Source organism: Rhizorhabdus antheiae (assembly GCF_049889055.1).
Taxonomy (GTDB): domain Bacteria; phylum Pseudomonadota; class Alphaproteobacteria; order Sphingomonadales; family Sphingomonadaceae; genus Rhizorhabdus.
Genome location: NZ_JBLTWO010000002.1, coordinates 355,978 through 367,105, shown reverse-complemented (window position 1 = coordinate 367,105; position 11,128 = coordinate 355,978). Strand labels below are relative to the sequence as shown.

General features: G+C 64.8%; 9 protein-coding genes and 1 tRNA gene. 8 read left to right on the top strand and 2 right to left on the bottom strand.

Translation table 11 applies throughout. The features are described from left to right. The first annotated feature begins 66 nt into the window (after positions 1-66). Together opgC and ACNI3R_RS06090 are read left to right on the top strand one after the other, a co-directional pair. Positions 67-1,215 (top strand): OpgC domain-containing protein, encoded by a 1,149-nt coding sequence (opgC, locus tag ACNI3R_RS06095; protein ID WP_426180818.1) that lies wholly within the window; start codon positions 67-69, stop codon positions 1,213-1,215. A gap of 80 nt (positions 1,216-1,295) precedes the next feature. Continuing rightward, on the top strand, positions 1,296-2,672 hold the full coding sequence (locus ACNI3R_RS06090; protein WP_426180816.1) for a class II 3-deoxy-7-phosphoheptulonate synthase: 1,377 nt from the start codon (positions 1,296-1,298) through the stop codon (positions 2,670-2,672). A gap of 64 nt (positions 2,673-2,736) precedes the next feature. On the opposite strand, the gene ACNI3R_RS06085 is transcribed toward ACNI3R_RS06090, so the two are convergent. Beyond that, positions 2,737-2,922: a hypothetical protein gene (locus ACNI3R_RS06085; protein ID WP_426180814.1), complete on the bottom strand. Its 186-nt coding sequence runs from the start codon at positions 2,920-2,922 to the stop codon at positions 2,737-2,739. 136 nt (positions 2,923-3,058) lie between these two features. On the opposite strand from ACNI3R_RS06085, the gene ACNI3R_RS06080 reads away from it, so the two are divergent. Together ACNI3R_RS06080 and ACNI3R_RS06075 are read left to right on the top strand one after the other, a co-directional pair. After that, positions 3,059-3,134: transfer RNA gene (locus tag ACNI3R_RS06080), tRNA-Glu, on the top strand. A gap of 663 nt (positions 3,135-3,797) precedes the next feature. Further along, positions 3,798-4,961 carry an acyl-CoA dehydrogenase family protein gene (locus ACNI3R_RS06075; RefSeq protein WP_426180813.1) on the top strand — a complete coding sequence of 388 codons (1,164 nt, stop codon included), beginning with the start codon at positions 3,798-3,800 and terminating at the stop codon, positions 4,959-4,961. Here the strand turns inward: ACNI3R_RS06075 and ACNI3R_RS06070 are convergent. Continuing rightward, complete coding sequence (locus tag ACNI3R_RS06070; RefSeq protein WP_426180811.1) at positions 4,955-5,968, bottom strand: NADPH:quinone oxidoreductase family protein; 1,014 nt, start codon at positions 5,966-5,968, stop codon at positions 4,955-4,957. The two genes, ACNI3R_RS06075 and ACNI3R_RS06070, sit on opposite strands and share 7 nt — an antisense overlap. Positions 5,969-6,111: 143 nt before the next feature. Here ACNI3R_RS06070 and ACNI3R_RS06065 point away from each other — a divergent pair, with 143 nt between their 5' ends. The 4 genes from ACNI3R_RS06065 to ACNI3R_RS06050 are packed head-to-tail and all read left to right on the top strand — an operon-like array spanning position 6,112 to position 11,127. After that, a complete protein-coding gene (locus ACNI3R_RS06065; protein WP_426180809.1) occupies positions 6,112-8,904 on the top strand; it encodes a polyketide synthase in 2,793 nt (930 codons plus the stop codon). Continuing rightward, positions 8,901-9,407, top strand: coding sequence for a YiiD C-terminal domain-containing protein (locus ACNI3R_RS06060; RefSeq protein WP_426180807.1), 507 nt, complete (start codon positions 8,901-8,903; stop codon positions 9,405-9,407). The genes ACNI3R_RS06065 and ACNI3R_RS06060 overlap by 4 nt, the downstream gene beginning before the upstream one ends. Continuing rightward, entirely contained in the window at positions 9,407-10,354 is a 948-nt protein-coding gene (locus tag ACNI3R_RS06055) for an aldo/keto reductase (RefSeq protein WP_426180805.1), read from the top strand. The genes ACNI3R_RS06060 and ACNI3R_RS06055 overlap by 1 nt, the downstream gene beginning before the upstream one ends. Further along, positions 10,351-11,127: an enoyl-CoA hydratase/isomerase family protein gene (locus ACNI3R_RS06050; RefSeq protein WP_426180803.1), complete on the top strand. Its 777-nt coding sequence runs from the start codon at positions 10,351-10,353 to the stop codon at positions 11,125-11,127. The genes ACNI3R_RS06055 and ACNI3R_RS06050 overlap by 4 nt, the downstream gene beginning before the upstream one ends. Position 11,128: the final 1 nt, after the last annotated feature.

Below are 11,128 nucleotides of genomic sequence, written 5' to 3'. Positions count from 1 at the left end.
CAATGAATGGAGCGCTTTAGTGGTACGAAGTTGTAATTTTCCCTGCCCCTGCTGTAAGGCGCGGCCGTGACAGCTGCCTCAATAAGCCCCGCCGCTCGGCCCGCACCCCGAACCCGGGACGCCAGCATCGACATATTGCGCGGGCTGGCGCTGCTGACGATCACGATCAACCACATCACCGGCTTCACCGACCGGATGCACATGGTCGGTATGCAGTTTCCGACGCTAACCCTGTGGGGCTTCTCCAGCGCAGCCGAGGTCTTCTTCCTGTTGTCGGGTTATCTGGTAGGCGCGGTCTATTTCAGCGCCGACAAGAATCCGAAACCGCTCGATTTCGCCGGCACGGTCTGGCGCCGGGCGGGTAAGCTCTATGTGTATAATCTGGCGCTGTTCCTCGTCCTGGTGCCGCTCTGCATCTTTTCGAAGGACCTCGCCCGGCTCAGCTTCTACGACTATTTCATCGCACGTGGGCCGGGCTCGGTCGTCGATTTCCTGCTGCTGTACATCCAACCTTACTGCCTCGAAATCCTGGTCACCTATATGGTATTGCTGGCGAGCGCTCCGCTGTTTGCGGTGCTGCTTCGGTGGAACACCCTTGTCGCCGTCGCTGTCTCTGCAGGGCTCTACTGGTTCGCCCACCAGCATCCCTGGTTCAACATTCATGGCGGCTCGCCGATCGGCGACTGGCTGTGGAACTTCAACCCCGCTTCCTGGCAGCTGGTCTTCTTCGGCGCGCTCGCCGCCGGACGCTTCCGCCTGCTGGCCCGCATCGAACGGCGCGCCGAGGGCAATTGGCTCTGGCTGATCGCGCCGGTGCTGATCTTTACCGGGCTGACCCTGCTGTTCCTGTCGCAGCAATGGTTCTCCTATCAGGTGCTCTACCAGAGCAAGATCCGCATCGGGCCGGTGCGGGTCGCCCATGCCCTGTCGGTCTGCTGGCTGATCATGAGCATCCTTTGGATGTGGCCGCGGCTGCAGCGGACCTGGCCGATGCGCCAATGCGCGATCATCGGCTCCAACTCGCTGCAGACCTTCGTCGTCAGCGTCGCGCTCAGCTATGCTGCCGGCTTCATCTGGATCCAGTTCGCACCCAACCACGACGCCTATATCGCGCTCTGCATCAGCAGCGCAGGGCTGCTGGCCGGCTTTGCCAATGCCTATGCGGCGCGCAAGGCACGCGGCACCGCGCGTCCGATCGAGCAAACCGCAGGTTGACGACCCGATAGCTGCCCTGCGCTTGCCTTTCCCGCCCCCGGCGCGCATGGGGAGCCGCCGATTAACGAGTGGAACGGGATATGGCTAAGAATTGGACGCCCGCGAGCTGGCGTGAGCATAAGGCAGTGCAGATGCCGGATTATCCGGATCAGCAGCTTCTGGCAGCAGCCGAGAAGGAACTTTCGAGCTACCCGCCGCTGGTTTTTGCCGGCGAGGCGCGCGGTCTTCGCGGCGCCCTGGCGCAGGTTGCGGCCGGCAAAGCCTTTCTCCTGCAGGGCGGCGACTGCGCCGAGAGCTTTGCGGAGTTCCACCCGAACAACATCCGCGATACCTTCCGCGTGCTGCTGCAGATGGCAGTTGTCCTGACCTATGCATCCAAGCTGCCGATCGTGAAGGTCGGCCGCATGGCAGGCCAGTTCGCCAAGCCGCGCTCGGCCGCGACCGAGGAGATCGATGGCGTATCGCTGCCGAGCTATCGTGGCGACATCGTCAACGACATCGGCTTCGAAGAGGCCTCGCGCCAGCCCGATCCGCAGCGGATGATCCGCGCCTACAGCCAGTCGGCAGCAACGCTCAACCTGCTGCGCGCCTTCGCCCAGGGCGGCTATGCCAATCTGCATCAGGTCCACGCCTGGACGCTCGACTTCATGGGCCGCAGCCCCTGGGCGGCGCAATATGGCGAAGTCGCCAAGCGGATCGGCGACGCGCTCGACTTCATGGCCGCCTGCGGGATCAACCCGGAGACGGTGCCCCAGCTGAAGGGCACCGATTTCTTCACCAGCCATGAGGCGCTGCTCCTCCCCTATGAGCAGGCGATGACCCGCGAGGACAGCCTCAATGCGGGCGAATATTACGACACCTCGGCGCATTTCCTGTGGATCGGCGACCGTACCCGCTTCGAAGGCTCGGCACATGTCGAGTTCCTGCGCGGGATTCACAATCCGATCGGCCTGAAATGCGGACCGAGTCTTGAGCCCGACGCGTTGCTGCGGATGCTCGACACGCTCGATCCGAACCGCCAGCCGGGCCGCATCACGCTGATCACCCGCTATGGCCACGACAAAATCGAGAAGCACCTGCCCGCGCTCGTCCGCGCCGTGAAGCGCGAGGGACGCCAGGTCGTCTGGTCATGCGATCCGATGCACGGCAATGTCGTCAAGGCGCCGAACGGCTACAAGACCCGGCCGTTCGACCGCATTCTCGACGAGGTGCGCGGCTTCTTCGCCGTCCACCGCGCCGAGGGGACCCATGGCGGCGGCATCCATGCCGAAATGACCGGCCAGAACGTGACCGAGTGCACCGGCGGTGCGATGGCGCTCACCAACGAGAATCTCGCCGACCGCTACCACACCCATTGCGACCCGCGCCTCAACGCGGGCCAGAGCATCGAACTGGCCTTCCTGCTCGCCGAGATGCTCAACCAGGAAATGAAGGAGCGCGAGCGGGCAGCGGCCTGATCGCGTCAGGGAGGAGCCGGATGTCCGATGGCGGGCGCCGGCTCCGCTCCGCTCGCCCCGGAAATCAGTGTTTCGGCTGTTCCAGAGTGCGCTCTATGCACTGGAGAATCCGGTCGAGCATCGCCACCAGATCATCGTCGGACCGGCGCACGGCCTGGGCAATCCGCTCCAGCAGCGCCGGCACGGCCTGCTCGCCATGAAGGGCAATGAGGCCCATCGCTTCGTCGGTTACATCAGTGTCCGTTCGCATGGCCGCAAGCTAGCAGCATCGGCCTGCCCGAGGCTATTTCGTATTTCTCCCTGCGATTGTCCGAGGATCGCTGCCGGCCATCAGCTTTCGCTTGACTCCCCCCCGCCCCCTTCATAATGACGCCGCTCCGCAGCACGGCCCCTTCGTCTAGCGGTCCAGGACGTCGCCCTCTCACGGCGAAAACACGGGTTCGAGTCCCGTAGGGGTCACCATCGTCAAGCGGAAAATGGCGGATTTAATCCGTTTGCGACGATATTGGCGAATAGCCTCCCACAATCGGTCCAACATAATTTCTAAGCTCTCGAGGCATTATTCGGCACGTCGTGAGCCGCTGAGGCGCCGTCGGCCCTCAGCCATCTCCCATGGCGGCACTTGGGCCGGTTCTGGCCAGTCAGCTTTCAGGAAATTGAAGCACCAAAGCTGCCGTCTTGAGGTGCCAGTGTAGCGCGACCGCTTCACGATCTGCAAAACTACCGCTTTGAGATTTCGGCGGCGACTCCCACTAAGTCTCGGCTCGGCTTTCGGTTTCGACAGAGCTCGCCGCCGCTGTAGAATGGAGTGCGCAATCACAAATCTTTCAACCGATTGCGGATGGCAAATCCCACAAAATTGCTGTTGCCATTGACTTTCTGAGCTTCGCGGGCGCGAGGGTATCTTGTTTGCAGGTGCAATTGCGCCCGGGCCAAAGCGAACCTCGACAGAGAAGGTTTGGCGCGCTCGGCTTGGTGCCCGCTTCGCTACGCGACCACGTTGCCCACATCTTCCCATTGATCTCGCGTACCACGCTCAGCACTATGCTCCGTCTGAAGCACTTGGGTACTGAGCGCCTAGGCGACCCGTCGTAACGGTGCGGACACGGAAGGGAGCGCCCGTTGATGCAGACGACAGCAGGCACCGGCTACGACGCGATCCGCGATGGGGTCCGCGCGCTTTGCGCAGAATTTCCCGACCCATATTTCCGCAAGGTCGATGCGGATCGTGCCTATCCCGAGGCGTTCGTCAATGCACTGACCAAAGCGGGATGGATGGCCGCGCTGATCCCGGAGGAATTCGGCGGATCCGGTCTCGGACTTACCGCCGCATCCGTGATCATGGAGGAAATCAACCGGTCCGGCGGCAATGCAGGTGCCTGTCACGGGCAGATGTACAATATGACCACGCTGATCCGACACGGTTCGGCCGAACAGAAGCGAACCTACCTACCCCGGATCGCGACGGGGGAGCTGCGCCTGCAATCGATGGGCGTCACCGAACCGACGACCGGCACCGACACCACCAAGATCAAGACGACGGCCGTGCGCCAAGGGGACCGCTATGTCGTCAACGGGCAAAAGGTGTGGATCAGCCGCGTCCGCCATTCGGACCTGATGATCCTGCTGGCCCGCACCACGCCTTTGGCTGAGGTATCCCGAAAATCCGAGGGTCTTTCGATTTTCCTCGTCGACATCAAGCAGGCGCTCGGATCGGGCCTGGAGGTTCGTCCCATCGCCAATATGGTCAATCACGAAACCAACGCTCTGTTTTTCGACAATCTCGAAATTCCGGCGGAAAATCTGATCGGAGAGGAAGGGCAGGGTTTCAAATATATCATGACAGGCCTGAACGCCGAACGCGCGTTGATCGCTGCAGAATGCATCGGCGACGGCTATTGGTTTATCGATCGCGTGACGACGTACGCCAAGGAGCGCGTCGTGTTCGGCCGACCGATCGGCCAGAATCAGGGGGTCCAATTCCCGATTGCGAAAGCGTTCATGGCGGTCGAGGCGGCGAATCTGATGCGGTTCGAGGCCTGTCGCCGCTATGATGCCGGGGAGCCGTGCGGCGCGCAGGCGAATATGGCGAAATATCTTGGTGCCGAAGCATCGTGGGAAGCGGCGAACGCCTGCATTCAGTTCCACGGCGGTTTCGGCTTTGCGACCGAATATGATGTCGAGCGCAAATTTCGCGAGACCCGGCTTTATCAGGTCGCGCCGATTTCGACCAACATGATCTACAGCTATGTCGCCGAGCATATCCTCGACCTGCCGCGATCCTATTGATCGGGCGCGCCGATCGTGATCACGAGTTTTCCCGCGGCACGCCCGGCGGCAAGATCACTCAAGGCCTCTGCCGCGCGCTCCAGCGAATAGCGGCGCGTAACGACCGGCGCGATCAGCCCGGCCCACCACCAGTCGAACAGTTGCGCCATCATCGCGTGCAGCCGATCGGCGCGGTAGCGGCGAAAATAGCGCAGCGAGACACCGAGCATCGCGCGATTCTTGACCAGCAACCGATTGGCCGGGACGACGGGCACCTCCCCTGCCGCAAAGCCGAACACGATGTGACGACCGCCCCACCCGAGCATGGACAGCGCTTCGCTGCTGCGGGCTCCCCCGACCGGGTCGAAACAGACGTCGGCTCCGCGATCGCCAACGAACGCACCGACCTGATCGCGCCAATCCGCTGCGGTCGACGGCACGACCAAGTCGGCCCCGGCCTGCGCGGCGAGCGCCCGTTTTTCGGGAGTCCCGGCGAGCGCCACCACGCGTGCGCCCAAAGCTTTCGCGATCTGTACTGCAGCGACCCCGGCACCCCCGCCCGCGCCCAGCACGAGCATGGTCTCCCCTGCTTGCAGCCGCGCCACGTCGACCAGCGCCAGCCCCGCGCTCACATATGAGCTGGCCAGGACGGCAGCAGTGTCGAACGGCATCGCGTCGGGAATGGGAAAGGTCTCGGCATCGGCCGCGCACGTCTGCTCCGCAAACCCGCCATGCCAGAGGATCGCCACGACCCGATCGCCAGTCCGCAGACTGCTCCCCGGTGGTGCTGTCCGAACCACGCCCGCGGCGTCCAGACCCGGGGTGAAGGGAAGGTCGGGCCGCGTCTGGTATCGGCCCGCGATCATCAAGATATCGGCAAAATTTACGGTAGCGGCGCGCACGTCGATCTGCACATTCGGACCGTCGGCAATGGGTGGCGGGATTTCGCGGACGCATAAATCTTCGGGTAAACCCCAGCTCTCGCAAATCAACGCCCGCATCAAACGTCCATCCGTACGATACGGCATGCGAATTTCCGGCGTGAAGGACCTATAGATCGTCTTTGTCCAAGATTCACTTGTAGCTGTCGACCTACCAATGGGAGTAGGTTGACACTAAGCCCGCTGACAGCCCTCTATCGTCATAAATGCCTTCAGGGGGCGCACCAGAAATGGATGCAGCGAGCATTGTCATCACCGGGTACGGTTTCGCCTTGCCCGGCGCATGCACGTCGCACGAACTGGCTACAGTCCTACGCGAAGGCCGGATGTGTTACGGCGATTTTCCGGCCGGGCGGATCGACCCGGATATTTACTTCGATCCGCAGGCACGACAGGGTGATGCGCGCCTGTCCAGTTTGCGCGGTGGCGCTCTTGCAGATAGCGGGCCACACGACGCGACTGTCGCGCGCACCTGGCTCTTGGAAGCACTCGATCGCGCGCTTCGATCGGCGCAACTGTCGAAGGAGGCCACCGCCGGACAGGCCGTTCCGATCTTCCTCGGCCATTCGCGCGGCGGTGGTCCAGCGATTTACGACGCGGGACTGCTGGCTGCGGCCGGTGATTTGCTACCCGCACTTGTCGCCGGGGCGCACCCGGACGAATTCTCCTTCGCCGAGAATGCCGCCATCGCTGCCGAGGTTCGCGCCAGCCTGGCGACAACGCTGCATCCCGCGCGAGCAGGCGAGCGAGCGCTGCATCATCTTCCCGCGGCGCTCGCCGGTGCCATGGGCACGACCGGCAAAGCAATTGTCGTGGATGGCAATTGCACCGGGGGGTTGGCAGCGCTGGACATGGCGGCGTTCGAAGTTGCGCAGGGCGCGCCGTTCGCGCTGGCGGGAGCGCTGTCCTATGTCGATACCGTCAATCAGGTCCTCTACTCCAACGCCGGGCTGCTCGCGCGCGAAGGGTGTTTTCCGTTCACCGACGACAATGGCGGCACCGTGATTTCGGACGGCGTCGTGCTGCTTGTCGTAACCACACTGGGCTACGCGGTGCGCAAAGGCCTCCCGGTACGGGCTATCGTTCGCGGTATCGGCGGGGCGAATGACGGCGCGCGCGAACGCTACATGCTGTCGCCTAATCCACGCGGCCACGGCCTCGCGATCGCGCGCGCGCACGAGTCGGCGGGGATAGTCCCAAGAACGGTCGACCTGTACCTGACGCATGGCAGCGGCACGCGCGTCGGCGACGCGATCGAGGCCGAAGTCTTCGATTCTTACATTCGCGCGCATGGCGGGGCATCGCAACCGATCCCAATCCGGTCGATCAAAGGGCATATTGGCCACGCCAAGGAAGCAGCAGGGCTTGCCAATCTGGTGGCTGCGCTCGCGCTGTTCGAAGCGGAGGCGCTATTTCAGCCCGTCCGCCCGAACAGCGCGCGGGCCGCGTTCGATCGTTTCAATGCCGTCAACGTCGGCCCCACAGATCCGCACCACGCCAGCGCCGATCGCGTATCGCCGCGGCGCGCAGGGATCAGCGCGATCGCCAGTGGCGGGCAGAATTATCATGTACTGGTCGAAGCACCGCCAACCGCCCTCCCCGCCGCCCCGAGTGCCGCCGCGGTCGCCGGTGCGCCGGAGTCCATCGCTATCGTCGGCATGGCGGCCCGTTTCGCCGATGCGCCGGACCTGGAAACGCTGCACCGCAACCTTCGGCACGGTCACGCGCCTTTCCGACCGCAGCCGCTGTCGGCGGGATGGAGAAGTTTGGCTGAAGAAGCGGATGCGCAAAAGGCGTGGCGGCGCGAGCATCCGGGCATCTACACAAACTTCGGTGCCAGGCTGGCGCTCGATCCCTTAGTATGGGCCCGTCGGGCCGCCGCCTTCGGGGAGCGTCCAGCCGACATCGCGCGGTACGATCCCCTGCACTACCTGATGATCGATCTCGCGCAGGAGGCGGCGCGCAGTTCTTCCATACCGCCGGGCAGCAATGTCGCGGTGGTACTGGCCGCCGACCATTGCAGCGACTTTGGCCTGAAACAGGTCGCCTCCGCGCGCCTGCCCGAGATCGAGCATCACCTGCGCGGCGCGATGGCCGGGCGCGGTCGGTGCCCGCGCGAACGGGAGCGGACGCTCAAGACCGCGATGCGGTGTCTCGCAGCCGATCTGCCGCCGCTGTCGGCGTCGAGCCTCTTCAACCTCTCGCCCAGTTTCACCGCGGCCCGGATCGCGCGCGCCTTCGACCTGACGGGGCCGATCTGCGCAGTAGAGGCTGGCGGCGGCGCGTCGTTCATTGCTGCGCTGGAGGTTGCAGGCAGGCGCCTCGCCGACCCGGCGGTGGATGCCGTGCTGTGCGCCAGCGCCGAAATGCGATCCGGCGTCTCTCGGCTGGCGGAGGAATGTGCGCTGGGTCAGCTGTCCCACTCCGGCCGGCCAATCGCCTTCGCCGGGACATCGGACGGCTATCTGCCGGGCGAAGGGGCAAGCGTGTTTGTATTGCGCCGGCTTGCCGATGCGAAACGGCGAGGCGACCCGATTCTCGGCGTCATCCACGGGATCGGGAGCGCGGTCGCCACCGATATGCCGTCGCAGCTCGTTTCCACCGCCGCGCTCGAACAGGCAATTCGCGCCGCGCACGCAAGGGCGGGGGTAACACCCGACGAGGTTGCCTTCGTCGAAGGGTTCGGATGCGGCGTACCGTCTGCCGACCGCGCCGAGATCGCTGCGACGGCGGCCGCCTATCGTGGGCGACGCGAGGCGCTGCCGCTCGGATCGGTCATGCCCGACATCGGCCATTGCGGCGCGTCTGCAGCGGCGGGGAGCCTGATCAAAGCGCTGTTCGCGCTGAACCAGGGCGAATTACCCCCGACGCGCGGCGCCGACCCGGCCTACGCCGAAAGAGATGGCATCGCCATCCCGACCCGTCCTCTCAGCATCGCCGAGGCGCGTTTCGCCACGATCAGCGCGGCCAGCCCGGGGGGGACGCATTATCACGTCATCATTGCGGGCGCGCCGCGCGGATGAACGCGGATGCAGAAACGCTGGCGCGGCTGAGCGACGCGCTGCACGAGCGGATCCCCATGACGCGATACCTTGACGTCCGCCTCATCACCTTCGAGCCCGAGCGGATCGCGCTGGCGGCGCCGATCGCGCCGACGCGGAACCACCGCGGCACCGCGTTCGGGCCCGGCGTCTTTACGACGGCCGCGCTCGCGCCGTGGCTGTTGCTCGTACGCTGGATGTGGGCGCGGCGGGTCAGCGCGCGCATCGTCCTGCGGCATAGCGAGTTTCGCCTGCACCAGCCGATCGAGCGTGATTTCCGGGCAAGTTGCGAGGCGCTGCCGACGATCGATCTCGACCCGCTGTATGACATCGGCAAGGTCCGCCTCTCGGCGAGCGCGCAGGTGCGGGCAGCAACGGGCGACCCGGCGGCGACCTACACCGGGCATTTCACCATCTTGCACGCACCGTCCGATGCTTGCGAGGGCGATCTTGACCTGCCCTTTCCCGAAGCGTGGCGGCTGTGATGATGCGCGCACTGGCGGGGCAGAGCGTCTCGGCACTGGCACTTGGCGCGGCAAATTTCGGCGGCATCGGCAGCGCGCGCCGGTTGATCGGCCAGGGCGAGAGCGAAGCCGAGGCGCATGCCCTGCTCGATTGTGCGCTGTCGCTCGGCATCACACTGATCGACACTGCGGGGTCTTATGCCGATGGGGCCAGCGAGGCGATGATCGGCAGGTGGCTCCGTACCCGCAGCGAAGACGAACGCGCGCAGGTCAAAATTTCCTCAAAGGTCGGCCTTCGCGGGGGCCTGAAGCCCGCAACGATCGAACGCGAACTGCAGCTGTCGCGCGCCCGACTGGGGGTCGAGGCGCTCGATTTCTACCTCGCGCATATTCCCGACCCCAATGTCGCGTGGTCCCAGGTGATGGACACGATGGGCCAGCTGCAAGCGGAAGGGCTGATCGGGGCATTCGGCGTTTCGAACGTCGGCGCTGACGATGTCGCGGCATGTGCGTCCGCAGGGCATCGCCCCGCCCTGGTCCAGAACAGGTTCAATCTGCTGGATCGGGTGGACGCGGAGAACGGCATGATGGCGACGTGCCGAGACAACGGACTCGCTTACACCTGCTATTCGCCACTGGCTGGAGGATTGCTTGGAGGTGCCTATGCCTATGCCGAGAAAATACCCGAAGGGCGCCGCCTTGCGCTGCGCGCCGATCTCTACGCCCACCTCTGGAAGCCCGGGCTCGACGAGCGGATCGCCGGATTGCAGGCGCTCGCCGCAGCGCACGGAACCTCCCTCCCCGCGCTGGCGGTCTGGTGGTTGCTTAACCACCCGTCGGTCACGATTGTGATGCTTGGCGCGCGCACGCCGCGCCAACTCGAACAGCTCGTGCGCGGCGCGCTGGATCTCCCTTTCGATGCGGGATTGTTCGCTGCCGTCGGAGCCGCCGCCCGGAGCGCGGAGTGAAACCCCGCACCCAGTTGCGCGTCGAAACTTTCGGCGCGGTCACCGTTGCGACATTCCACCGCGACGAGGGCCTCAATACGCTCAACGACGCACTGCTCGACGCGCTGATCGCTTTCGCGACGGGCCTCGATGGCCATTGTCGCGCGGCGGTACTAGCTGCAGAAGGTCCGGCCTTCCTCGCGGGGACCGATCTTGCCGAGTCGATCGCAATGTCGCCAGAGGCATTGTTTGCGTATAGCGAACGGGCGCAATCCGCCGCGCGTGCGATCGTCGCGGCCCCAGTTCCGATCATCGCTGCGGTTAACGGTGCCGCGATTGGTGGCGGTCTGGAGGTGGCGCTGGCCTGCGACTTCATCCTCGCCGACCGATCCGCACGCTTCGGCATGCCGGAGGTGAAGCTCGGCACCATGCCCGGCCTCGGCGCGACCTATTTCCTGCAACGCACAGTTGGCCCCCGTCTCGCGCGCGAGCTGCTCTACACCGGCCGCATCATCGACGCGGAAACCGCGCAGCGGGTGGGGCTGGTCAATCGGCTCTGCGATGATGATCGATTGCGCGCCGATGCCCTCGAGACCGCGCACGGTATCGCGGCACAGGGCCCGCTCGCCGTACAAGCGATCAAGGCGACCCAGCGCCATATCGAAGCGGCCGGACTCGACGCTGCATTGGAGTGCGAACGGACGCGCCGTCGAGCCTTGCTGGGGACGGAGGACAGGAAGGAGGGCTTAAGCGCTTTCCTCGAACGCCGACCGCCGCGTTTCGAAGGGCGATGAC